Source organism: Pigmentiphaga sp. NML080357 (assembly GCF_002188465.1).
Taxonomy (GTDB): domain Bacteria; phylum Pseudomonadota; class Gammaproteobacteria; order Burkholderiales; family Burkholderiaceae_B; genus Pigmentiphaga.
Map to the genome: position 1 here is coordinate 1 of NZ_NINW01000031.1, position 22,613 is coordinate 22,613.

The window sequence follows — 22,613 nt, forward strand, 5'->3', positions numbered from 1 at the left end:
CTGCCGGGGGATATGGCCATCGACCTTTTGCACGACGGCGACCGGATGATCGAACTCGCCGCGCCGCGCATCGATACCAGGAACACCCACGGTACCGGCTGCACGCTGTCCGCGGCCTTGGCGGCGCCGTTGCCGCAGGCCCGGGCCGCGCGCGACGCCACGCGCCGCGCCCACCAGCCGCGCCGCGGGTATGTCGCCGATGATCCCGGCCAGGTCCTCCTCCACGTCCCAGCGCAGGTCCCGGGCCAGGTCGCCCGCCACGTGCGCCAGCGCGGCGTCGCCCTCGATGCGCACCGCGCCCATGCGGCGGGCCGCATCGTCCGACAGCAGATCCGGCAGCCTGCCGCCGTCCACGGTCAGGATCACGTCGGGCACGGCGTCGGGCGCGGCGGCCTGGACCAGGCCATGCGGCGTGATCGTCAGCGCCAGGCGCGCGCCGCCGGCAACGAGGCAGGCCGTCTTGCCGGCATGCGGACGCAGCCGCTCGCGGGCCCAGGGCTCGCGCAACAACAGCGTATCGAGCGCCCGGATGGCAGCGGCGGAAGGATTCAGCAAGGACACGGGCATAGAATGAAAAAAACGCCCGTCCGGGGACGGGCGTTCCACGGGGTTCGACCCCGCAAGTGTACCGGCTGATGCGCAGGGACGTTATTTATTGTGGTCCTGCACCGGAATCTGCTGCACGCCGGCCAGCAGCCAGCCGCCATCGTTGGGCTTGAAGAGGTTCCAGACCTCTTCGAAGCGGAACGCTTCCGTGCCCGGCGCCTCGCGCAGCATGCCCGAGAAGCGGACGCTGGCCAGGTGGCCGTCGGAGACGGTCTCGATGCCCAGCAGCTCGGCGTTGAGCAGCACCACTTCGGTGACGTTCTGGCCTTGCCGCTGGCCGATCTGCTGGCTCAGCTCGGCAAGCAGGTCGTCGGTGACGAGGTCGCGCAGCTCGTCGACGTCGCCGCGATCCCAGACGCCCTGCAGCTTGACGAAGTAGTTCTTCGCATGGCGCAGGAAGTTCGTGGTGTCGAAGTCGCTGGGGATGCCCCACTCTCCCCTGGCGGGCTCTTCGACCGCCGAGGCAGCGGCCGGCGCGGCCGCGGGAGCGGCGGAAACCGGCGACAGGGATTCGCGCGCCATCGGGGCGGGCGGCTCGCTGCGCTGCTGGAAGCGGCTGTTGCCCGCGCCCTGCAGGGCCGGCTGCTGGCCGCCGCCGCGCAGGCGCCGGACGATGAACAGCACGGCGAAGATCACCAGCGCGATGAGCAGCAGGCTGCCGATGAACTCGGCCGCGGCGGCGCCCAGGCCGAAGTGCGACAGCAGCGCCGCCAGGCCCAGACCCGCGGCGATGCCGGCGATCGGGCCGAGCCAGCGCGACATGCCGCTGCGTGCCGCGGTGGCGCCGGCTGCGGCACCCGCGGCGGCCGGCGCAGCCTGCGACGGCGCGGCCTGCTGGTTCTGCTGCGGATTGCGCGTGGGCGGCACCGCCTGCCGCTGCGTAATGTTGCTCGATTGGCGGCCTACGCTGCCGCCGCCTCCCAGCCGCTTGGCCAGGGCGTCGTGCGAGACGCCGAGCATCGCCACGGTCGATATGGCGATGACCAGCGCCGGAAGGATCCTGGAAAACAATCGTCGAGACATTGTATGGATTCTCCTGTAATCAATGTCGTGGCGGACGGAGCCTGCCGGGCCGCCGCGGGTCCATGCCCCGGGGCGTCCGGCGAAAACCGAATCCGCCGTTCATGCCAGGTCAGGATGTCCGGTGCCGCACCGCCCCCGCAGACGGGACGGCTGTAACAACCTTTCCTGACAATAAGCTGAAATTTAACGGACTACGGCGCAAATCGCCAGTCGGGTAGCCCCGGATTTGCGAAGGATTTTGAAACAAGCGGCGTTCCGGAGCCTAGAGGCGCACGCCCTCGTGCAGGGCGACCACCCCCGCGGTCAGGTTGAAATACTGGACCCGCGCCAGGCCGGCCTGTTCCAGCATGCCGGCCAGGGTGGGCTGGTCGGGATGCATGCGGATGGACTCGGCCAGGTAGCGGTAGCTGGCTTCGTCCTTGGCGATCTTGCGGCCCAGCCAGGGCAGCACGTTGAACGAATACCAGTCGTAGGCGGCGCGCAGCGGCTTGGCCACCTGAGAGAACTCCAGCACCAGCAGCTTGCCGCCGGGCCGCAGGACCCGGGTCATTTCCGCCAGGGCCCGGTCCTTGTGGGTCATGTTGCGCAGCCCGAAAGCAACGGTCACGCGGTCGAAATAGCCGTTCGGGAAGGGTAGTTTCTCGGCGTCGCACACGGCGGTCGGCACCATCAGCCCGGCATCGAGCAGCCGGTCCCGTCCGACGCGCAGCATGGAATCGTTGATGTCGGTCAGCCAGACCTCGCCGGTCGGGCCGGCCCGGCGGGCGAACGCCTTGGCGAGATCGCCGGTGCCGCCCGCGATGTCCAGGACCTTCATGCCGGGGCGCACCCCCGCCCGCGCCACGGTGAAGACCTTCCACGCCCGGTGCAGGCCGCCCGACATCAGGTCGTTCATGACGTCGTAGCGGGAGGCCACCGAATGGAAGACCTCGGCCACCTTGCGCGCCTTCTCGGCCTCGGCCACCTGCTGGAAGCCGAAATGCGTGGTGCCGTCCGGCGTGGCGCCGCCCTCCGGCCCGGGGGAATACTGCTTATCGCTCATTGCTTACCTTCACGGCGTACTTCGGTTGTTTCCATCCCGCCTTGCGGCTCGGGATCGCGGGATGCGCCGGCGGCCTCCAGCGCGGCGAGGTACTCGGCCCACAGCCGGTCCTGGTCGCGGCCGAGCGCATAGAGGATGTCCCAGGAGTAGATGCCCGTGGTGTGGCCGTCCGAGAACCGGGGCTGCACCGCATAATTGCCGACCGGGTCGAGGGCCAGGATGTCCACGCCCCGCTTGCCCACCTGCAGGGTCTCCTGGCCCGGTCCGTGGCCCCGTACTTCGGCCGACGGGCTGTAGACCCGCAGCAGCTCGAACGGCAGCCTGAACGTATTGCCGTCGTCGAACGATATTTCGAGCACCTTCGACTGGCGGTGCACGACGATGTTGGTGGGAAGAGGCGTATTCCTGTCCAGGCCGGCCATAATGTTCTCGCGCTTAAGGGCTCCATGGTAGCCGATGGGGCGCCCCGCCGCCCGCAAGCTGCGCGGCGCCGGGCTTGCGGCGGGCCCGCCATGTCACATACCTGAAACAATACCGCCATACTATGGACATGCTTCAGCAACCCAATCCGGCATACCCCATGTCCAGCACCATTTTAGTCGTCGAAGACGAACCGGCCATCCAGGAGCTGGTATCGGTCAACCTGTCCTTCGCGGGCCACAAGGTCCTGCGGGCGGCCGATGCGGAACAGGCCCAGACCCTGATCCGCGCCGAGCTGCCCGACCTGATCCTGCTCGACTGGATGCTGCCCGGCACCTCCGGCGTCGCGCTGGCCCGCAAGCTGCGCGCCGAGGAACGCACCAAGGGCGTCCCCATCATCATGCTGACGGCCAAGGGCGCCGAGCAGGATAAAGTCGACGGCCTGGAAGCCGGCGCCGACGACTACATCACCAAGCCGTTCTCGCCCAAGGAGCTCATGGCCCGCATCAAGGCCGTGCTGCGCCGGCGCGCGCCGCAGCTGACCGACGACCTGATCGACGTCGCCGGCCTGAGGCTGGATCCGGTCACCCACCGGCTCAACGGCAACGGCATGCCCCTGAACATCGGGCCGACCGAGTTCCGCCTGCTGCATTTCTTCATGACCCACCCGGAGCGCGTGTTCTCGCGCTCGCAGTTGCTGGACCAGGTGTGGGGCGACCACGTGTTCGTGGAAGAGCGCACGGTGGACGTGCACATCCGCCGCCTGCGCAAGGCGCTCGAGCCCAGCAAGCACGACGGCCACGTGGAAACGGTGCGGGGCAGCGGCTATCGTTTCACCGCCCATCCTGCCGCGAACGGCAGTGCCGCCTGATCCACGCCGCTGAATGACCGGCGGCGGCCGATGCCGCCGCCTGCCTGCCCGGCCTCGCGCCACTTCATCACTCAAGGACTGCATCGCTTGCGCCGCCAGGCAATGCGACAATTCGTTTCATGGTCTGGATACGCAACCTCATCGCCGTCCTCGTGTGGGCCGGGCTGGCGGCCCTCTCCCGGCCGGTCACGGGCAATTTCAGCTGGGCGGTATTCAGCTTCGGGCTGGGCACGCTCCTCGCCTGGCACATCTGGCAGCTCTCGCGCGTCGTACGCTGGACCCGCGACCTGCAGCGCCCGCCGCCGCCGTCGGCCGGACTGTGGGACGAGGCGCTGGCTCGCATCTACCGGCACCTTCGCAGCCAGGAGCGCCAGCTCGCCCTGCTGGAAGGAAACGTGCAGGGCTTCTTCGCCGCCGCCCAGGCCCTGCCCGACGGCCTGGTCACTCTGGACGAGGAATTCCACATCGACTGGTGCAACCGCATCGCGCGCCAGCACCTGGGGCTGCGCCTGCCCGCCGACCGAGGCCAGAACCTGCTGAACCTGGTGCGGGCCCCGGCATTCGTCGACTATGCGCGCCAGGAGGACTGGCCCGCGCCGCTGCTGGTGCGCAGCCCTGGCGGCGGCGAACGGCTCCTCATGGTGCAGCTCATCTCGTACAACAAGCACCAGCGCATGCTGCTGACGCGCGACGTGACGCAGATCGAAAAACTCGAGACCACGCGCCGCGACTTCGTCGCCAACGTCTCGCATGAATTGCGCACGCCGCTGACGGTGCTGGCGGGCTTCCTGGAAACGCTGCGCGACATGCCGCCCGGCGCGCTGAGCGACGAACAGCGCGAACAGTACCTGAAGCTGATGCTCGACCAGGCCCAGCGCATGCAGGCCATCGTGGCGGACCTGCTGACCCTGTCGACCCTGGAGTCCTCGCCCACGACCGACCCGCAGCCCGTCAACATGCCCATCCTGATCGAAACGGCCCTGAGCCAGGCGCGCGCCCTGTCCGGCGGCCGCCACGCCTTCGCCAGCGACATCGACGCGGACATGGACGTCCTGGGCACCGCCACCGAGATCTCCTCGGCGATTTCCAACCTCATCATCAACGCCGTCCGCTACACGCCTGACGACGGGCACATCACCGTGAGCTGGCGGCGCGAAGCCGACGGCAGCGCCCGCTATGCGGTCAAGGATACCGGCATCGGCATCGCGGCCCAGCACCTGCCTCGCCTGACCGAGCGCTTCTACCGGGTGGACCGCAGCCGCTCGCGCGAATCCGGCGGCACCGGCCTGGGCCTGGCGATCACCAAGCACATCGCCATGCGCCACGAGGCCGAGCTGGACATCGCCAGCGAACTGGGGCAAGGCAGCACCTTCTCGCTGCGGTTCCCCGAATCCCGCGTCGTGGCGGCCGAGCATCGTACTCGCCAGTAAGGTCTCTCCCTAGGGACGCAGGCCCCGGAGTTAAGATAGGGCATCAGCCGCGGCCACCGCGCCGCCGCGCGCGCCTCCCCCAACCGCCCCATCGCCCTTTAGCCGGAGCCGTACCCCATGGCGAAAATCGTATTGCTCGAGAACATCCATCCCAGCGCGGTCGAGGTCTTCTCGGCCGCGGGCTTCACCGACATCGCGACCCACGCCGGCGCCCTGCCGCCCGAGGCGCTGCGCGAAGCCCTGCAAGGCGCCAGCGTGGTGGGCATCCGCTCGCGCACCCACCTGGACGCCGGTATCATCGAAAGCCTGCCGGACCTGCGCGTCATCGGCTGCTTCTGCATAGGCACCAACCAGGTCGACCTGGCCACCGCGCTGGAAAGCGGCGTCCCGGTCTTCAACGCGCCGTTCTCCAATACGCGCTCGGTAGCCGAGCTGGTACTGGCCGAGGCCATCCTGCTGCTGCGCCGCATTCCCGAAAAAAACCTGCGCGTGCACCAGGGCCACTGGGACAAGAGCGCGACCGGCGCCTACGAGGCGCGCGGCAAGACGCTCGGCATCATCGGCTACGGCAACATCGGCTCGCAGGTCGGCATCCTGGCCGAAGCCCTGGGCATGCGGGTGATCTTCCACGACGTCGAAGCCAAGCTGCCCCTGGGCAACGCCCGCGCCTACCCGGACCTGTCCGCCCTGCTGGCCGAGGCCGACGTGGTCACCCTGCACGTGCCCGGCGGCCGCTCCACCGAGAACATCATCAACGAAGCCACGATCTCGCAAATGAAGCGCGGCGCCATCCTGATCAACGCCTCGCGCGGCACCGTGGTCGACATCGACGCGCTGCGGGCCGCGCTCGACGCCGGCCTGCTGCGCGGCGCGGCGCTGGATGTCTTCCCGGTCGAGCCCAAGAGCGTGGACGAGCCGCTCAAGAGCCCGCTCATCGGCCTGCCCAACGTCATCCTGACGCCGCACATCGGCGGCAGCACGATGGAATCACAGGAAAACATCGGCAAGGAAGTGGCCGAGAAACTGGTGCGCTTCATCCAGGGCGGCACCACCAAGGGCGCGGTCAACTTCCCCGAGCTGCCGCACCAGGACCTGACCGGCACCTCCCGCATCCTCCACGTGCACCGCAACGAGCCCGGCGCGCTGGCCATGCTCAACGCGGTCTTCGCCGAGCGCAAGATCAATATCTGCAGCCAGCAGCTGCAGACCAAGGGGCCGATCGGCTACGTGCTGACCGACATCGGCAACCAGGCCGACTCGGCCTTGATGGACGCGCTGCGGCAACTGCCGATCACCGTGCGCTGCGATCTGCTGTAGCGCCGGTCCGTTCGGCCTGCCGGCTCAGGCGGCGCGGAATCGCAGGGACAGCCGCTCCTGCAGGCGGCTGTGGAATTCCGGCACGCGCTGCGCCGCCGATTGCAGCATGCGCCGGAACTCCTCGGGCTCGCCGCCCGCCGGCACGCGCGGCGCGGCCCAGATGGCGTCGGGAAAATGGCGGTCGCCGCGCCAGCGGGGAATGACGTGCCAATGGAGATGGGGCACCATGTTGCCCAGCGCGGCCAGATTGACCTTGTCAGGCCGCATGTGGTCGCGCATGACCGACTCGACCTCCAGCACCACCTGCATGACATGCAGGCGATCGGCGTCGTCGAGGTCTGTCATCTCGGCGGCATGGGTACGCCAGACGACTCTCACATAACCGGGATAATCCGCCTCGCCGACGGCGATGACGCGTAGCTTTTCGTTGCGCCAGAGCGCCGGCGCGTCGTCGGACGCGCACAGCGGGCAGGCAGGGGCAGCGGTGGGAACCATGGCGTATCTCCGGAACAGGCCCTATGGCTGGCCAGCCTCGCGCTGGCGCAGCTGGGTCTGGCTGATGAATCGCTGCAGCGCGCGCAGGCCGTCCGCGTCCAGGCCGTTCAGCGTGCAGCCCATGTGGTGGCCCTTATCGGGTTCGCGGCATGGCGTGACATGCATCACCTTGAGATCGGCCTCGACGCGGGTGCCGGGGTCGAGCGCGAGGACCGCGCGGTGCACACGCGTGCCGACCTCGATCATGGGGCTGCCCGGCGGCAGCCGCAACCCGACGCCGGTCATGCTGATGTCGATCACCACCAGCTCCATGTGGCGCGGCGTCGCTCCCAGCCGCACCCGGGCGACCGGGGGCGGGCTCTGCACCGGCCGCACCCGGAAATACGAGCGGCGCTGGAATCGATAGAGCTCCATCGGCAACAGGCACGCCAGCCGGCTACCGCCCGTGCCGGGCAGCCATTGCAGGTTCTGCGCGGGGAACTGGATCTTGACGTGGTCGAGATAGCTCACGGCCACCACGGCGCGCGCTTCGGTCAGGCGCTGCAGGCGGGCATCGTCCTGGGCACCGAACAGCCACAGCAGCCGCCTGCCGCGGTCCACCTCGGCGATGGCGGACAGGCTCGAAACGCCGTCTTCCGACGTAAGGGAAAGGATTTCGGACTGCTCGGCCATCCGTCCGAGCAGGGTCAGGATTTCCAGCGGCTGCGAGATCCGGAAATCCTCCAGCGATGCCGCATCGATCGTTTCGGGCGACAGCGGGAGCAGCGGGTTCTCCCTCATGGCCGCCCCCGCTGCCTCATCTGCGCGCAGACCACGCGTCTCAGAGCAATACGCGCTCGATACCGCCGTCGTTGGCGCGCCTGACGTAATCCTCCATCCATTGCTGCCCCAGGACGTGACGGGCGATCTCGACCACGATGTAGTCGGCGTCGAGGTTCGCGTCGTCGTTATAACGGCTGAGCCCCTGCAGGCACGACGGACAGGAAGTCAGCACCTTGACCTCGCCGTTGAAACCGTCCGCGCGCAGCTTGTCGGCCCCCTTGCGCAGTTCCTCTTCCTTGCGGAAGCGGACCTGCGTGGAAATATCGGGTCGGGTGACGGCCAGCGTGCCCGACTCGCCGCAGCAGCGGTCGCTCTTGTCCACCCCGTCGCCAACCAGGGCCCGGACCGTCTTCATGGGGTCCTGCAGCTTCATCGGCGTATGGCAGGGATCGTGGTACATGTACCGCGTGCCGGTCACGCCGTCGAGCTTGATGCCCTTTTCGAGCAGATATTCGTGAATGTCGATCAATCGGCAACCCGGGAAGATCTTCTCGAACTCGTAGCCGGCCAGTTGATCGTAGCAGGTTCCGCAACTGACGACGACGGTCTTGATGTCGAGGTAGTTGAGCGTGTTGGCCATCCGGTGGAACAGCACGCGGTTGTCGGTGATGATCTTCTGCGCCTTGTCCTCCATGCCATTGCCGCGCTGCGGATAACCGCAGCACAGGTAGCCGGGGGGCAGGACGGTCTGCACGCCGGCGTGCCAGAGCATGGCCTGGGTGGCGAGCCCCACTTGGGAGAACAGCCGCTCGGAACCGCAGCCGGGAAAATAGAACACCGCCTCGGTGTCGGCCGAAGTCGAGCGCGGATCGCGGATGATGGGGATGTACTTGGCATCCTCGATGTCCAGCAGCTTGCGCGCGCCCTGCTTGGGCAGGTTGCCGGGCATCTTCTTGTTGACGAAATGCACCACCTGTTCGCGCATGGGCGGCTTGCCCACGGTGGCCGGCGGATGCTCGGTCTGCTTGCGTGCGAACTTGGCCAGCACGTCGTTGGCCAGGCGCTGGGCCTTGTAGCCCACATCCACCATGGCCTTGCGGGTGGCGTTGATGGTGCGGGGGTCCTTCGCGTTGAGGAAGAACATCGCTGCCGCCGTGCCCGGATTGAACGACTTGCGGCCCATGCGGCGCAGCAGGCTGCGCATGTTCATGGAAACGTCGCCGAAGTCGATGTCGACGGGACAGGGTTTCTCGCACTTGTGGCAGACCGTGCAGTGGTCGGCCACGTCCTCGAACTCTTCCCAGTGCTTGATGCTGATGCCGCGCCGCGTCTGCTCTTCGTACAGGAAGGCCTCGACCAGCAGCGAGGTCGCGAGAATCTTGTTGCGCGGGGAATAGAGCAGGTTGGCGCGCGGCACGTGGGTGGCGCACACCGGCTTGCATTTGCCGCAGCGCAGGCAGTCCTTGATGGCGTGGGAAATCGCGCCGATGTCGCTCTGCTGCATGATGAGGGACTCGTGTCCCATCAGGTTGAAGCTGGGCGTATAGGCGTGGCGCAGGTCGCCGCCCGGCATGAGCTTGCCGGCGTTGAACCGGTTGTGCGGGTCGATGCGGCGCTTGTAGTCCTGGAACGGCGCCAGTTCGGCCTCGGACAGGAACTCGTACTTGGTGATGCCGATGCCGTGCTCGCCCGAGATCACGCCGTCCAGGTTGCGCGCGACGTCCATGATCCGCGCGACGGCCTCGTTGGCCTCCTGCAGCATCTCGTAATTGTCGGAGTTGACCGGGATGTTGGTGTGGACGTTGCCGTCGCCCGCATGCATGTGCAGCGCGACGAAAACGCGTCCCTTCAGCACGCGGTCGTGGATTTCCTGCGCCTTGGCCAGGATGGGCGCACAGGCCGCGCCCGAGAAGATGCGCGACAACGGCGCCTTGAGCTCGGCCTTCCAGGACACGCGCACGGTGCGGTCCTGTACCACGTCGAATACCCTCGCCCCGGGCTGTGCCTGCAGGCGTTCCTGCAGGGCCGGCAACAATTGCCCGAGGCCGATACGGGCGAACTCGCCCAGCGTATCGGCCAGCGGCAGGTCCATGCTGCGCAGGATCCAGTTCCAGCGCTCGCGCACGGACTCCAGCAATTCCAGCGCCTGCACGGCGCGATCGCCGAGGATCTCCTCGCGCGACAGCTTTTCGCCTTCGGCGTCCTCGCTCTTGCCTACGGGCAGGTCGCCGTCGAAGAACTCGGCCAGGCGGTCGATCAGCCTGAGCTTGTTGCGGGTGGACAGCTCGATGTTGATGCGCTCGATCTCGTCGGTGTACTCGCCCATGCGCGGCAGCGGGATCACCACGTCTTCGTTGATCTTGAAGGCGTTGGTATGGCGCGCGATGGCGGCGGTGCGCGAACGGTCGAGCCAGAACTTCTTGCGGGCCTCCGCGCTGACCGCCACGAAGCCTTCGCCGTGCCGGGTGTTGGCCAGGCGCACGACTTCGCTCGCGGCCGTTGCCACGGCATCCTCGTCGTCGCCGACGATGTCGCCGATCAGCACCATCTTGGGCAGCGTGCCGCGCTTGCTCTTGGTGGCGTAGCCGACCGCGCGCAGATACCGCTCGTCCAGGTGCTCCAGGCCGGCCAGGATCGCACCGCGCGCGCGTCCCTCGCCATCGAGATAGCTCTTGATCTCGACGATGGACGGAATCGCGTCGCGCGCCTGGCCGAAGAATTCCATGCACACCGTGCGGACGTGCTTGGGCATGCGGTGCAGCACCCAGCGCGCCGAGGTGATCAGGCCGTCGGTGCCTTCCTTCTGCACGCCCGGCAGGCCGGCCAGGAACTTGTCGGTCACGTCCTTGCCCAGGCCTTCCTTGCGGAACACGCGGCCGTGGATCTCGAGCATTTCGCTGCGCAGCAGGCGCTCGCCCGGCTTGCCGGCGCCATCGAACCATTTCAGCTCGAAGCGCGCCACCGGCACGTCGTGGATCTTGCCCAGGTTATGGTCCAGGCGCGTGACTTCCAGCCAGTTGCCCTCGGGATCGACCATGCGCCACCAGGCCAGGTTGTCGAGCGCCGTGCCCCACAACACGGCCTTCTTGCCGCCCGCGTTCATGGCCACGTTGCCGCCCACACAGGATGCCTCGGCCGAGGTCGGATCGACGGCGAACACGAAGCCGGCCTTGTCGGCGGCATCCGCCACGCGCTTGGTGACGACGCCGGCGCCGGTGAAGATCGTGGCGACCTCGCGGTCCACTCCCGGCAGCGGGCCGACCGTGACCTCGCCCAGGGTCTCGAGCTTCTCGGTATTGATGACGGCAGACTTCCAGGTCAGCGGCACCGCGCCGCCGGTATAGCCCGTGCCGCCTCCCCGCGGGATGATGGTCAGGCCCAGCTCGATACAGCCACGCACCAGGGCGGCGATTTCCTCTTCGCTGTCAGGAGTGAGCACCACGAAGGGAAACTCGACCCGCCAGTCGGTGGCGTCGGTTACATGGGAAACGCGCGACAGGCCGTCGAACTTGATGTTGTCTCGCGCCGTCGTGCGGCCCAGCACCTTCTGGACGCGGCGGCGCAGCTCGCCGGTCTCGTTGAACTCGTGCTCGAACGCCCGCACCGCGCTGCGCGCCATCTCGAGCAGCCGGCCCACCTTGCCGTCGCGTTCGGGATCGTCCGGCTCGCGGCGGCGTTCGATCTCGCGCAGCCGATGGTTCAGCGCCTCGACCAGGAGGCCCCGGCGCTTGGGATTGTCGAGCAGGTCATCTTGCAGGTAGGGGTTGCGGCGCACCACCCAGATGTCGCCCAAGACCTCGTACAACATGCGCGCCGAACGGCCGGTGCGGCGCTCGCCGCGCAGTTCGCACAGCATTTCCCAGGCCTGCGACCCCAGGAGCCGCTGTACGATTTCCCGGTCGGAGAACGACGTGTAGTTGTAGGGAATCTCCCGCAGGCGGGTAGGCGCGTGCGCGGGGGCGAGGGCAATGGGCAAAGGGGCGTTCATGTTGGGGGCTGTACTTCATCCCGAGGGTAGCCAGCCATTCTAGCCGATTGGCCCGGCCTCCCGCTGGAGCGCCCCCCTTTTTTCCGACCCGTCAAAAGGGTCATATCTGGCGGGAATTGCGGTCAACGCGTTGGGATCTCGTCGGTCCGGGGCGAGTGGACACCCACCTGGCCCGCGGCCCGGCGCCTTTCACCCCGCCAGGCGCGCCTGCCAGCCCGCCTCGGAAAAACCAACGCTGGCCACGCCGTCGGCCGTCACCAGCACCGGCCGCTTCACCAGTTGCGGATGTTCGGTGACCAGCGCCAGCCACTGCTCGCCCGCGGGCTGCTTGCGGTCTTCCGGCAGATTGCGCCAGGTCGTGGATGAGCGGTTCACCAGCTTCTCCCACCCCCCTACCTGGGCCGCCCAGTCGCGCAACGCGTCCTGCCCGACCGGATGCTCGCGATAGTCGATGAACTCGAAGTCCCGCCCCTGCCTCTCCAGCCACTTGCGTGCCTTGCGGCAGGTATCGCAATTGTTCAATCCGTAGACCCGTATCTTTTTCATCCGTCGACATCCAAGCTCATTTATCGGGGAACACCCACAAGAGGGCGGCGGTCATCGTCACGTAGCGGCCGAACTTGCCTATCGCCATGTAGACCATGCAGGCGCGGAAATCCAGCCGCAGCCATCCCGCCACCGCGCACAGCGGATCCCCCACCAGCGGCACCCAGGACAACAGCAGCGTCTTGGCGCCGTAGCGTTCTATCCAGGCATGGGCATAGGCATGCCAGCGGTCCTTGCGGGTAGGCTCGTGCGCCTCGTCCTGGTCATGCTCGTGAGAATGCTTCGCCTCGCGCCTGGCCTTGATGCGCTCGACCGCCCGCTTGGCCCCCACCCCCATCCAATAGCTGATCGCCCCGCCCACCGTGTTGCCCGCCGTGGCCACCAGGACCGCCGCCCAGAACATGTGGGGCGCGAGCTTCACGTAGCCGAACACCGCCGGCTCCGAGCCCATCGGCAACAGCGTCGCGGACACCAGGCTGACCATGAAAATGGCCGACAGCCCCACTTCCGGCAGAGCCAGCGTGTGGAGCAGCCACTGTACGGAAGATTCCAGCCATTGGTGCATGGGCGGGAGTGTAGCTGAAGCCCCTGCGGGGGCGGGGCCCCGCCTTGGGGCGGCACTGGCGGACCGGCGGAGCCGGATCCGCTGTGCCCCGGGTCGGCCTCGCTGCCTGGCATGGGAGAGCGTCTCTACGAGGACGTTGCCTCGTTCGATGCCCTGGCACGGCCGCCCAAAGTACCCTGTCCGAAAACCCGCAAAAGAACGTACCCCACCATCTGTGTCACACTAAAGGGTTGAGTTTTTTCCCACCAACCCCTGACGCAGCATCATGGCCACCGACTATCTCAAACGCATTCTCACCGCCAAAGTCTATGACGTCGCTATCGAGTCCGCCCTCGAAGCCGCTCCGCAGATTTCGGCGCGAATTGCGAACAAGGTGCTGCTCAAACGGGAAGACACCCAACCCGTATTCAGCTTCAAGCTGCGCGGCGCCTACAACAAGATGGCCAACCTGCCTCCCAAGGCGCTGGAACGCGGCGTCATCGCCGCCTCCGCCGGCAACCACGCCCAGGGCGTCGCGCTTGCCGCCCAGCGGATGGGCTGCCGCGCCGTCATCGTCATGCCCGTCACCACGCCCCAGCTCAAGGTCGACGCCGTCCGCGCCCGCAACGCCGAAGTCGTCCTGCACGGCGAAAGCTTCACCGACTCCTACAACCACGCCAAAGAACTCGAAGCCAAGGAAAAGCTCACCTTCGTCCATCCCTTCGACGATCCCGACGTCATCGCCGGCCAAGGCACCATAGGCATGGAAATCCTGCGCCAGCATCCCGGCCCCATCGATGCCATCTTCGTGGCCATCGGCGGCGGGGGGCTGATTTCCGGCGTGGCGGCCTACGTCAAGCAACTGCGCCCCGAGATCCGCATCATCGGCGTGCAGACCGAAGACTCCGACGCCATGGTCCAGAGCGTGAACAAAGGCCGCCGCGTCACCTTGTCCGACGTCGGCCTCTTCTCCGACGGCACCGCCGTCAAGCTCGTGGGCGAAGAAACCTATCGCCTCGTGCGCAAATACGTGGACGATTTCGTGGTCGTCGACACCGACGCCATCTGCGCCGCCATCAAGGACGTGTTCGAGGAAACCCGCAGCGTGCTCGAACCGGCCGGCGCGCTCGCGCTGGCGGGACTCAAGAAATATGCCGCCGAGCACCGCCTGAAAGGCAAGACCCTGGTGGCGATCGCCTGCGGCGCCAACATGAACTTCGATCGGCTGCGCTTCGTCGCCGATCGCGCCGAGGTCGGCGAGGCGCGCGAAGCGGTCTTCGCCGTCACCATGCCCGAGGAGCGCGGCAGCTTCCGCCGCTTCTGCGAGCTGGTCGGCAACCGCAACGTGACCGAGTTCAACTACCGCATGGCCGATTCCGAAAAGGCGCACGTCTTCGTCGGCCTGCAGATCGCCTCGGCGGGCGAATCGTCGAAGATCGCCGCCAACTTCCAGCGGCACGGCTTCACCGCCATCGACCTCACCCACGACGAACTGGCCAAGACCCATTTGCGCCACATGATCGGCGGCAGCGGTCCGGCGGCCGACAACGAACAGTTGTACCGCTTCGAGTTCCCCGAGCGCCCGGGCGCGCTGATGCGCTTCTTGAACTCGATGTCGCCCAACTGGAACATCAGCCTCTTCCACTACCGCAACCAGGGCGGCGACTACGGGCAGATCGTCGTCGGCCTGCAGGTGCCGCCGTCAGACAAGAAGGAATTCAAATCCTTCCTGGCGGAGCTGGGCTACCGGCACTGGGACGAGTCCGAGAATCCGGCGTACAAGCTGTTCTTGCGATAACGGGAGGCGGGCGCACCCTGCCCGCCCGACGGCGCACCCCGCCGTTGCCGGCTCCGCCAGGAAGCCGGCAAACCTGCCCTGGCTATGCCAGCTCGAACACGATGTCCTGCGCCCCTTCCCACAGCGTCTTCACGCCCAGCGCGCGAAGGTTTTCCTTGCCCTCGACGACGGTCAGGAAGTGGTTGCCGGCCAGTTGCCCCATCTTGCTGGCGAACATGCAGCTGCCGTACGCAAGGATGATCTCGGTCTCGCTGTAGCCGCCGGGATAGAACAGGATGTCGCCCACCGAGGGATGGCTGGTGTGGTTCTCGAAGCCCACGCCGAGCTTGAACTCTCCCAGCGGGATCCAGCAGCCCTCGCCGCTCCAGCGCACGTGGATGATCTTCTGCTTGTAGGGCAGCAGCTTCAGGAATGCGGCCACGGTCTCGGGGGCATCCGGATTGGTTTCGGCGATCAAAGTGTATTCGGCGGCGCGGATGCGGATTCTTGTCATGGTTGTCTGCGAAAGGTGGAGGCCGGGGCCGGCCCGGGAGTGGAACAACGGCCGCGTGGCGGGCCACGGACGCCGCGGGAAGGCGGCACGGCACGTCAAGTTTAATCAAATGCGCGCCGTGCTCAAGCGCGGCGCGCAGCCAAGACCTGTTTACGCTAGAGTCCCGCCGGCGCAGGGTCGGGGTCGCCGATCCACTTCGTGACGGTCGGCGCTTTCCAGGCCGCCAGCCCGTCGAGCAGCGCGCCCGGATCCGCTTCGATGACGATCATGTCGCGATGTTCGGGCTTCATGAATCCCTCCTGCACGGCATGGCTCAGCATGGCCCGCATGGGCTCGTAGAAGCCGCGCACGTTCAGGACCCCGCAGGCCTTGGTGTGGTCTCCCAGCTGGGTAAGCGTGGCCGCCTCAAACAATTCTTCGAACGTACCCAGCCCGCCCGGCATGGCGATGAAGGCATCGGCCAATTCGGCCATGCGCGCCTTGCGCGCCCGCATGTCGAGCACGATCTCGTGCGACGTCAGCCCGGGATGCAGGTGACCGCGATCATGCAGCCGGCGGTTGATGATGCCCACCGCCTGCCCGCCGGCCTCCAGCACCGTGTCGGCCATGATACCCATCAAGCCCTTGTGGGTGCCGCCGTAGACCAGCGTCAGGCCGCGGGCGGCGATCTGCGCGCCCAGCCGCCGCGCGGCTTGCGCGTACTCGTCGGAAAAGCCGAAATTCGAGCCGCAGAAAACCGCGACCTTGCCTAGTGCACGCACAGTGCTATTCATGAAAAAGATCCTCATCGCCGGCACGCCAGTTGATCGTAAGACCTTCGATTCCCCGCTGCCGAAGCGTGAAAGTGTAAACGCAGTTTCGAGCGGCAGCGCCGGGTTGCGCTAGAACCACTTCCCTTAACGCCAGGCATGCCGGATGGCAGCGCTCCGCACCCGCCCCCTCTCACTCCAAGAATGACGAGCGAACCCCTACCCCTCCATCCCCTGGATTTCTCGCTGCGTCGAGCGTTCCAGCTCAAGACCTTCCGAACCTCCTGCGCAGTCAGCCTGACAGAACTCTTGGCCGCCTGTGGCGGGGTGCACGTGGCAGGCGGCAATGCGCTTGGTCGACCATGACGACAGGCGAGACCACCGGTCCCTCCGTCTCGCTCGACAGCACCCCGCTTAAACTCATAACGCCACGGCCGCCAAGTCAGAGAGGAAGGGATCACGCCCCAGGTATTGTTGCCGACAGAACTGATGATGTAGGAGGTATAGAGGCTGAGGTCACCCCTATGTCCATAGACATAGACTCAACCCTGTATCCTCAGCTTCATTCCCCCAGACCTATTTGCACACAGCGCAGATCGTGGGTGGCACGCTCGTGCATCTCCCATCCTCGCTACCGCTGGGAACACGAATGCCGGTTCGGTATCGAACGTGACAATCGGCGGTTCATCCCCGCTTACGCGGGGAACACGTGGATACCCACTTTCCGTTGATCTGGACTACCGGTTCATCCCCGCTCCCGCGGGGAACACCGCATGGCAAGCGATAGGCGAAGTTCCGGGCGCGGTTCATCCCCGCTCCCGCGGGGAACACCTGAAGAGTCGTACCTTGAGCGCTGCCGAAAGCGGTTCATCCCCGCTCCCGCGGGGAACACATGAGGCGCTCGTAGGCAGTCAGATCCTGCGCCGGTTCATCCCCGCTCCCGCGGGGAACACGGGTTGTCCGGCAACGCGGATGCCATCATTCCGCGGTTCATCCCCGCTCCCGCGGGGAACACTGGCCCGGACCAGCCAAGACGAAGGCCTGGCGCGGTTCATCCCCGCTCCCGCGGGGAACACGAAAGGCGCCGACTGGGTGTGCATGTACCACGGCGGTTCATCCCCGCTCCCGCGGGGAACACAACAACGAAGACGTCGAACTGCAATTCCTCGCCGGTTCATCCCCGCTCCCGCGGGGAACACGCGCGGGTTCGCCGTCTTGAAACGAGCAACTGCTGGTTCATCCCCGCTCCCGCGGGGAACACGCAGGCGGTCTCGTCGGATCGGACGAAGGTTACGGTTCATCCCCGCTCCCGCGGGGAACACCGCATTGCCAGCGACAGCCGCATCTCCGGACGCGGTTCATCCCCGCTCCCGCGGGGAACACGGCGTGCACCGAGTGTGCGTGTGCTTTCAGTGTGGTTCATCCCCGCTCCCGCGGGGAACACTGCCAAGCGCGAGCCGTGTCCCGCCGCCGTAACGGTTCATCCCCGCTCCCGCGGGGAACACGTGAAGTCGATCTGCGCCCGCTTCTTAGCCATCGGTTCATCCCCGCTCCCGCGGGGAACACTTCCTCAATTCGACAGGAAGGGCACGCAACTTCGGTTCATCCCCGCTCCCGCGGGGAACACGGTATTCCGCTACAACGGAGAACTATACCGGGCGGTTCATCCCCGCTCCCGCGGGGAACACTCGTCCAGAAGCTTCTGTAGAGGGGCGTCACTGCGGTTCATCCCCGCTCCCGCGGGGAACACTTGTCGCGAATTTCCGCGCTTATCGTTTCGAGCGGTTCATCCCCGCTCCCGCGGGGAACACGCCTCTGACATTTTCACCCAGGACATTGAAGACGGTTCATCCCCGCTCCCGCGGGGAACACGATTTCGCGCTTCCCCGGCCGCCGCGAACGAACGGTTCATCCCCGCTCCCGCGGGGAACACTGGCGCAGCATCCGCGCGAGGCTGGCCAGGGGCGGTTCATCCCCGCTCCCGCGGGGAACACTGTACGCCGGCGCGTTGTGCACCGCGCAGCAGCGGTTCATCCCCGCTCCCGCGGGGAACACCTAGGCAAGGCCGAAAAAACGCCGTGGCGGGCCGGTTCATCCCCGCTCCCGCGGGGAACACGGCGCCGCCCTCGTTACCTGGCCCCAGGCGCCCGGTTCATCCCCGCTCCCGCGGGGAACACGTCGCAAGTGGCGAAGCCGGGCTTTTTCCTGTCTGGTTCATCCCCGCTCCCGCGGGGAACACCAATCGTCCTCTCGGACGGTTTCGCCTACCAGCGGTTCATCCCCGCTCCCGCGGGGAACACGATACCCGGTATCTAGCAACAGCATCGAACGTCGGTTCATCCCCGCTCCCGCGGGGAACACCCGGCGAGATCACCACCCGCTCGCTCGACCTGCGGTTCATCCCCGCTCCCGCGGGGAACACCGAAGACCTGATTTCAGCCCTGGGCGGCGAAGCGGTTCATCCCCGCTCCCGCGGGGAACACGGATACCCGGTATCTAGCAACATCGCGGATCGCCGGTTCATCCCCGCTCCCGCGGGGAACACGCCTGCACGGTCGCCTGCACAGTAGCGGCGGCCGGTTCATCCCCGCTCCCGCGGGGAACACGGTAGCATCGACAATACGCCTACCCCAACTACCGGTTCATCCCCGCTCCCGCGGGGAACACTTAATCAGGGCGGACAGGTAGTGGCCGGCGATCGGTTCATCCCCGCTCCCGCGGGGAACACACCAAACCTAACCGATTGTTTTCAAAAGAAAAAATCGGACCACAAGAATCTACCAACTTTTTGTTAAAGAGCCTGACCCTCTGGGGGCAAGAACGCAACCAGCCTCAACCCATCGTAATCGATCGGCTCCCGACGGTTTGTCCCCAATGTCTGAAAGTCGTAGCCAGATTCACTATTGCTTGCCCAGGCCATTACGACGTTGCCGTCTTCGTGACCCGCGTCGAGCTGTTGCCAGATCATTTCCCTCGTGCGTCGCGAAACGTCTCCTATATAGACACCGGACCGGACCTCGAGCAACCAAATGGCCAATCGCCCTCGCAGCCTTGGGGGAACATTTTCCGTGACAACCACAAGGAAGCTCATTATCGGCTCCGATGCCCGACATCGCCGTCGCTATCAGGGTTTGGGATGGCGGGCGGCACCGACTCCGGCGGCGCTTCGGGCGGCTGAATCCCGCCAGCGGCCAATACATCCTCGATCAAGGGAATGATTCGTCCAAGCAGCTTGTCCGATCGAAACAAGTCCCGGCAGGCCAATCGCACTTCGCGCTCAGGCGCTTCCGGAGACTTCGCAGCTATGCGAAAAGCCAGGGGGACCACGGTCTCGAATTTGTACAGATCGGCGATGTCGTAGACGAAAGACAGCGGCTTGCCCGTATGTATGAAACCCACGGCCGGAGCATAGCCCGCCGCCAGCACGGCAGCCTCGGTAATGCCATAGAGACAGGCCGTCGCCGCAGACAGGCAACGATTGGGGATATCCGCGGCATCCCATTGCTGGCGATCGTAGTTGCGGGATTGCCAGTTCACCTTGAACTGTTGGGCCAATAGTTTGTATGTACTACGCACGCGGGCTCCCTCGATGCCGCGCAACTGATCGACACTGCGCCGGGCGGGAGCCGGCTCGCCGAACCTCACCTCGTACATCTTACGTACCACTTTCAAGCGCAAGTCATCGTCCAAGGCGAGTTTGGCCTGGTATAGCAGGCGGTCGGCTCTTGCTCCGCCCGGTTGACCGCTCGAATACAAGCGAACACCTGATTCGCCTACCCAGACCAGCAGCGTGCCAACGGTCGCCGCAAGATTGACCGCCGCATGCGAAATGCGCGTCCCCGGCTCGAGCATGATGCAAGCCACCGAACCCACGGGAATGTGTTTGCGCACCCCCGTCTTGTCAATAAGGACGAACGCCCCGTCCAGTACGTCGATTTGCCCATACTGAACAAAGATCATCGAAATACGATCTTTCATGGGCAATGGCTTGAGGGGAGGAAGTAGATGATTGCCGGCCATGCTCGACGCTTCTTCCGCTATACCCCGTCACACAGGCCTACGAACAAGCATCAGGCCGCATCCGAAGGCCTTGGCATGTCCCAACCCCGAAACCAGCATCGCTGCGAAGGCATCCTGGTCGGTCACTCGGAGTCCTCCGCGGAAATCCACGGAGCTGAAGCGAAGTTGGTCTTCCTTGGCCACATGCTGGGTATACCCATCGACGGACAGGCTGGCCTGGTCTACCTTAAAACCATGTTGTTCCCCCTGCTGGCTGAGCCAGGCCGTGCACGCCGATCGCACCAAGGAATAGCCGGTTGCGGGTTTAGATCCCTCCGCCTTCGCACGCGTCTTGGCGTCCATGACCACGTCGTGGCGCCGACTCTTGCCGTCATCGTGCCGGCGCGTAACCACCGGGTTGGCACGCAGCTCGAACTCCAATTCATCGCCATTTTGCAGCCGGGGAGCATAGGGCCGTGTACGCACGGACCACGCGTCACTAAAGGCGACAGGAGGCCGTTTGGATACGACATAGAAACGCATGGCCGGTCCCTGGTCCGCCCGGCGGAAGATGTGGTCTCGAGTCGTACCCGCTTCAGAGGGGAAGAAGCGCCATAGCCATTGATGTTCAGCGTAGGCGCCCGGCAACAGCTGGCGCACGGCCTCGTGCTCCGAGCCAGGGGTAGGCGTAATCACACTGAAGTGCATGTCAGGCCCCCTGCGGCAGCATGGCGACGTGCTGCGTACGTTCGCCGTATTGCCAGGCGCCGCGGTGAATCAGCCGGTCACGTTGGCGAATGGTCAGGCTCGACTCGATGCCGGGCGTCATACCATCACACCAGGTCAACTTGGTGGGGCGACTGGACGGCACCTCGGCAGCGTACGGATAACGGGACAACGCGGAAAGGACGTCATCGACCTCGATCAGGCAAGGTGCCATGGGAGCTTCCAGCGGGCAGGATTTGCGTCCCAGGTAAGGGACAAAAACCGGTGTCAGCAAGGCCTGGCGCAAGGCCTCCAGCGAATAAGGGGCGTCTTGGCCGGCCTGGACGGCAATGCGATACCTGACGTCTTGTAGATGATCGCGGGCGGACAAGATGGTGCTCAACTGAGACCTGGGAAATGCCAGCTCATCCTTGCGGGTAGCATGGCGAGTCCCTTTCAGCAGACTGCGTGGCGCAACTTGCGCGGTATGGTAATCGCGCAGCATCGGACCAGAGGCATATACGCCAACCGCCAACAAATAATGCCGGTGAACCGCCTGGATGGCCTCTTCCTGATCACGCCGCAGCCCCATGGCTGCACACAGCAGACCGGCAAGCGCAGACGCAGTGGGAAGATCATGTGTCCCCCGGTATTCGCCCACAGCCGACTCTCCCCAGGAAGCCATGGCGCCTTGCAGTTGAAAGACCAGGTACTGCATGGCTCAGTCCCGTACGAAATCGATCAGGGATTGCAATGAACCCGTGCCCGCATCGGCATCGAAGGCCTGGCTGGCATCCGAGCAGGCGCCATATATCTTGTCGAAATTTGCACGCTGTGCCGTCAACGCTTCAATGGCCTCGGTCAGCATCGACTTGTCGTCGCTACCTCGCACGGGCCGTAAGAAAGCTTGTGACAGACTACGCGGCTGCTGAGTGCCTTTTTCGGCCAACACATAGGCGGCATATGCTCGCGAAGCGTAGCTGTTCTGCATGCCGGTGGGGCTTACCTTGCAGATGGTTTCCAGCAAGGACGCCAGCGCCCGCCGGGCCAGTTCCTGGTCACCCTTGAGGTTCTCCTGCAGCAATGTCCGGTTCACGCAGACATACAGGTAGAACAGGCCAGCGCCATAACCGCGCTCGCCTATGTGGCCTGCGCCGGTATCGTTGTCCAGATCGTCCACAGCGCTGAAGTAATCATCCTCGACTTCCGCCCGATGGACGGTAAAGGCGTGCGCGACTTGCACTGCCGCGTCCACGTTGAACTCGTTGGCACTGGCAAGCATGCGGCCAAACATGGACACGTCCACCGCGGTGGCATCCTTGCTGAGCAGCTTGAGCTCATCGGATTCAGGCCCCTTGCCGCGTTGAACGCAGCTCGCGGCCAATCGCAATGCCGCCTGATGTTCGGCGGGCGAGACATGCACGATCTCTTTGATCTGAAGCAGCTTCTTCAAGTCTTGATCGGACAGTCCTTCGTCATCGGTTTTTTTCTTTTTCGACTCCGGTTTTTCCACTTCCAGAGAACCGAAAGCCGCAGCGATCTGGCGCGCCCACTCCAAGGCCTTTTGCGCATCCAGCCCCTGGGCAAGCATGGCGTCGTACACATCCTTTCCCAGAAGCCGGGTGCGTTTACCCAGATGATCGCCAACGGCGGTCTCGAACAGATCGGAAGTACGCCAGGCACGCTTGAGACTCTGCGATGACACGCGCAACCGTAAGGCCCCCCCCATCAGCGCCGTCTTGGGGCGGCCGGTATCGTCGCGGTTCAGATTGGCTGGAGCGTAGTGGGTCAAGACGTGCAATTGAATGAAGTCGGACATGGGATT

The 22,613-nt window shown here is 65.7% G+C and carries 19 protein-coding genes, 2 pseudogenes and 1 CRISPR repeat array; of the genes and pseudogenes, 5 read left to right on the plus strand and 16 right to left on the minus strand.

The features are described 5' to 3' along the window. Positions 1 to 171, plus strand: a pseudogene (locus CDO44_RS27620) (bifunctional hydroxymethylpyrimidine kinase/phosphomethylpyrimidine kinase); the annotation flags it as partial. Between the two features lie 96 nt (positions 172 to 267). Here the strand turns inward: CDO44_RS27620 and CDO44_RS28090 are convergent. From CDO44_RS28090 to CDO44_RS13515, 4 genes and pseudogenes are all read right to left on the minus strand, one after another. After that, positions 268 to 567, minus strand: a pseudogene (locus CDO44_RS28090) (SCP2 sterol-binding domain-containing protein); the annotation flags it as partial. Between the two features lie 81 nt (positions 568 to 648). Beyond that, on the minus strand, positions 649 to 1,629 hold the full coding sequence (locus CDO44_RS13505; RefSeq protein WP_087780736.1) for a Tim44 domain-containing protein: 981 nt from the start codon (positions 1,627 to 1,629) through the stop codon (positions 649 to 651). Between the two features lie 262 nt (positions 1,630 to 1,891). Next, positions 1,892 to 2,671 carry a bifunctional demethylmenaquinone methyltransferase/2-methoxy-6-polyprenyl-1,4-benzoquinol methylase UbiE gene (gene ubiE / locus CDO44_RS13510; RefSeq protein WP_087780737.1) on the minus strand — a complete coding sequence of 260 codons (780 nt, stop codon included), beginning with the start codon at positions 2,669 to 2,671 and terminating at the stop codon, positions 1,892 to 1,894. Further along, positions 2,668 to 3,093 (minus strand): gamma-butyrobetaine hydroxylase-like domain-containing protein, encoded by a 426-nt coding sequence (locus CDO44_RS13515; RefSeq protein ID WP_087780738.1) that lies wholly within the window; start codon positions 3,091 to 3,093, stop codon positions 2,668 to 2,670. Before CDO44_RS13515 ends, ubiE begins: the two co-directional genes overlap by 4 nt. 158 nt (positions 3,094 to 3,251) lie before the next feature. On the opposite strand from CDO44_RS13515, the gene phoB reads away from it, so the two are divergent. From phoB to serA, 3 genes are all read left to right on the plus strand, one after another. Beyond that, complete coding sequence (gene phoB, locus CDO44_RS13520) at positions 3,252 to 3,962, plus strand: phosphate regulon transcriptional regulator PhoB (protein WP_087780781.1); 711 nt, start codon at positions 3,252 to 3,254, stop codon at positions 3,960 to 3,962. A gap of 119 nt (positions 3,963 to 4,081) precedes the next feature. Beyond that, a complete protein-coding gene (gene phoR / locus CDO44_RS13525) occupies positions 4,082 to 5,392 on the plus strand; it encodes a phosphate regulon sensor histidine kinase PhoR (protein WP_087780739.1) in 1,311 nt (436 codons plus the stop codon). A 117-nt stretch (positions 5,393 to 5,509) separates the two neighbouring features. Further along, positions 5,510 to 6,709 carry a phosphoglycerate dehydrogenase gene (serA, locus tag CDO44_RS13530; protein ID WP_087780740.1) on the plus strand — a complete coding sequence of 400 codons (1,200 nt, stop codon included), beginning with the start codon at positions 5,510 to 5,512 and terminating at the stop codon, positions 6,707 to 6,709. 24 nt (positions 6,710 to 6,733) lie between these two features. Here the strand turns inward: serA and CDO44_RS13535 are convergent, their stop codons facing one another. From CDO44_RS13535 to CDO44_RS13555, 5 genes are all read right to left on the minus strand, one after another. Beyond that, on the minus strand, positions 6,734 to 7,204 hold the full coding sequence (locus tag CDO44_RS13535) for an HIT family protein (protein WP_087780741.1): 471 nt from the start codon (positions 7,202 to 7,204) through the stop codon (positions 6,734 to 6,736). A 21-nt stretch (positions 7,205 to 7,225) separates the two neighbouring features. Beyond that, a complete protein-coding gene (locus CDO44_RS13540; protein ID WP_087780742.1) occupies positions 7,226 to 7,984 on the minus strand; it encodes a flagellar brake protein in 759 nt (252 codons plus the stop codon). 40 nt (positions 7,985 to 8,024) lie between these two features. After that, a complete protein-coding gene (locus CDO44_RS13545; protein ID WP_087780743.1) occupies positions 8,025 to 11,954 on the minus strand; it encodes an FAD/FMN-binding oxidoreductase in 3,930 nt (1,309 codons plus the stop codon). 189 nt (positions 11,955 to 12,143) lie between these two features. Continuing rightward, on the minus strand, positions 12,144 to 12,500 hold the full coding sequence (locus CDO44_RS13550) for a Spx/MgsR family RNA polymerase-binding regulatory protein (RefSeq protein WP_087780744.1): 357 nt from the start codon (positions 12,498 to 12,500) through the stop codon (positions 12,144 to 12,146). Between the two features lie 16 nt (positions 12,501 to 12,516). Then, positions 12,517 to 13,065, minus strand: coding sequence for a YqaA family protein (locus tag CDO44_RS13555; RefSeq protein WP_087780745.1), 549 nt, complete (start codon positions 13,063 to 13,065; stop codon positions 12,517 to 12,519). 265 nt (positions 13,066 to 13,330) lie between these two features. On the opposite strand from CDO44_RS13555, the gene ilvA reads away from it, so the two are divergent. Beyond that, entirely contained in the window at positions 13,331 to 14,842 is a 1,512-nt protein-coding gene (gene ilvA / locus CDO44_RS13560; RefSeq protein WP_087780746.1) for a threonine ammonia-lyase, biosynthetic, read from the plus strand. Between the two features lie 82 nt (positions 14,843 to 14,924). On the opposite strand, the gene CDO44_RS13565 is transcribed toward ilvA, so the two are convergent. The 7 genes from CDO44_RS13565 to cas7e form a co-directional block, all read right to left on the minus strand. Beyond that, positions 14,925 to 15,335, minus strand: coding sequence for a DUF3830 family protein (locus CDO44_RS13565; protein ID WP_087780747.1), 411 nt, complete (start codon positions 15,333 to 15,335; stop codon positions 14,925 to 14,927). A 155-nt stretch (positions 15,336 to 15,490) separates the two neighbouring features. Continuing rightward, positions 15,491 to 16,108 carry a TIGR00730 family Rossman fold protein gene (locus CDO44_RS13570; protein WP_087780782.1) on the minus strand — a complete coding sequence of 206 codons (618 nt, stop codon included), beginning with the start codon at positions 16,106 to 16,108 and terminating at the stop codon, positions 15,491 to 15,493. A 656-nt stretch (positions 16,109 to 16,764) separates the two neighbouring features. Continuing rightward, a CRISPR array of direct repeats spans positions 16,765 to 18,812; the repeat unit is 29 nt; unit sequence CGGTTCATCCCCGCTCCCGCGGGGAACAC. Between the two features lie 63 nt (positions 18,813 to 18,875). Then, complete coding sequence (gene cas2e / locus CDO44_RS13575) at positions 18,876 to 19,175, minus strand: type I-E CRISPR-associated endoribonuclease Cas2e (protein WP_087780748.1); 300 nt, start codon at positions 19,173 to 19,175, stop codon at positions 18,876 to 18,878. Beyond that, the gene (gene cas1e, locus CDO44_RS13580) at positions 19,175 to 20,062 is read right to left on the minus strand and encodes a type I-E CRISPR-associated endonuclease Cas1e (RefSeq protein ID WP_087780749.1); all 888 of its coding nucleotides are present in this window, start codon (positions 20,060 to 20,062) and stop codon (positions 19,175 to 19,177) included. The genes cas2e and cas1e overlap by 1 nt, the downstream gene beginning before the upstream one ends. A 69-nt stretch (positions 20,063 to 20,131) precedes the next feature. Beyond that, the gene (gene cas6e, locus CDO44_RS13585) at positions 20,132 to 20,791 is read right to left on the minus strand and encodes a type I-E CRISPR-associated protein Cas6/Cse3/CasE (protein WP_087780750.1); all 660 of its coding nucleotides are present in this window, start codon (positions 20,789 to 20,791) and stop codon (positions 20,132 to 20,134) included. Position 20,792: 1 nt separating this feature from the next. Next, positions 20,793 to 21,506: a type I-E CRISPR-associated protein Cas5/CasD gene (gene cas5e / locus CDO44_RS13590; protein ID WP_087780751.1), complete on the minus strand. Its 714-nt coding sequence runs from the start codon at positions 21,504 to 21,506 to the stop codon at positions 20,793 to 20,795. Between the two features lie 3 nt (positions 21,507 to 21,509). Further along, positions 21,510 to 22,607 carry a type I-E CRISPR-associated protein Cas7/Cse4/CasC gene (gene cas7e, locus CDO44_RS13595; protein WP_087780752.1) on the minus strand — a complete coding sequence of 366 codons (1,098 nt, stop codon included), beginning with the start codon at positions 22,605 to 22,607 and terminating at the stop codon, positions 21,510 to 21,512. Positions 22,608 to 22,613: the final 6 nt, after the last annotated feature.